Annotated in this window: 2 protein-coding genes; both read left to right on the top strand. The window is 34.7% G+C overall.

What is annotated here, in order from left to right; translation table 11 throughout:
• The coding region (locus U9P79_00535) for a hypothetical protein (protein ID MEA2103120.1) at window positions 1-304 on the top strand (304 nt) is incomplete at its 5' end.
• A complete protein-coding gene (gene istB, locus U9P79_00530) occupies window positions 286-1,056 on the top strand; it encodes an IS21-like element helper ATPase IstB (GenBank protein MEA2103119.1) in 771 nt (256 codons plus the stop codon). The genes U9P79_00535 and istB, both read left to right, overlap by 19 nt.
• The last annotated feature ends 182 nt before the right edge of the window (window positions 1,057-1,238 follow it).

Genomic DNA, 1,238 nt, shown 5'->3' with positions numbered 1-1,238 from the left:
GCAACATCTTTACAAAAAACATTTTCAATCTAACCCAAAAGATTTCGTAAACCTTTTGATCTATATGAAAGAAAATGACAAGAGCCTTCAAGAGATTCAGAAAATAATCCACAAGTTAGAGACAGTCTGTCCTTCAGATATTTCTACAGATAAGATAAAGATAATATGTGAACGAAAAGATGCAGAAATTCATTTATCAACCAGTAAATCTGAAATAGAAGAAATATCACTCAAACAATTATCTGCTCTCGCTCTGCTTGTTCCACATAAAGATAATCTGAATAAATGTGGAGGTGTATTGTGAACTGTCAGGAAAAAATAATCGAATATACAAAAACAATCCGTCTCCCCGAAATCAGAAAAACGTTTAAAATAAAAATAGAAGAAGCGATTGAAGACAATTATTCTTATGATGAATTCCTTCTTCAATTACTGGAAAGTGAGTATTATCGAAGAATAGAGAACAGGAAACTATCTCGAATTCGTTCTGCAAAGTTCCCTTATAAAAAATATCTTGAAGATTTGGAAGTTGAGTTCTTACCTGAAGATGGTAGGAAGAAACTGAAATTTCTCAAGACTCTTGATTTTATTAGAAACGGACAGAACGTGATCTTAGCAGGTAATCCTGGAACCGGTAAGACCCATCTCGCCATAGCACTTGGAATAAGAGCTTGTATGGAAGATTTTAAGGTTCTGTTTACAACCGTTCCCACTCTTATTACTCAACTAAAAGAATCGCGATCACAAGGCGTATTGCGTAAAATGGAACTGCGCTTTGAAAAATATGATCTCGTTATTTGCGATGAACTTGGTTATATCTCGTTTGATAAAGAGGGTTCTGAATTGCTTTTTACGAACCTCTCTCTCAGAACCGGAAGAAAATCCACTATCATTACAACAAATCTCTCATTCGAAAGATGGCAAGAAATATTTAAAGATCCCGTTCTCACCGCTGCAATGGTAGACCGCTTAACCCATAAAGCATACATCGTTAATATGAGTGGCGACTCTTACAGATTAAAAGAAACCAAATTATTTATGAAAAACATTGACTAAAAAAAGTGGGGACTTTTCAAGTGAAATAGTGAGGACTTTTCAACTGAAGAATACAGCTTGCCCAATGAAATGGTTTTTTCTTTTATTTATCCCGTGAAATGCCTTTATTTTTTTTATTTCACTGGGATTTCACTGGGATTTCATCGGGGTGGAATGTTTTTGCATTTATATTCCACTTGGGG

The organism is Candidatus Cloacimonadota bacterium (genome assembly GCA_034661015.1).
Lineage (GTDB): Bacteria > Cloacimonadota > Cloacimonadia > JGIOTU-2 > JGIOTU-2 > JAYEKN01.
The sequence above is the reverse complement of the archived record's forward strand: the minus strand, read 5'-3'. Positions and strand labels throughout refer to the sequence as shown.

What these genes read in the sequence shown, in the direction of transcription:
- istB (MEA2103119.1), top strand. Translation starts at nt 286, where the DNA reads ATGTGGAGGTGTATTGTGAACTGTCAGGAAAAAATAATCGAATATACA.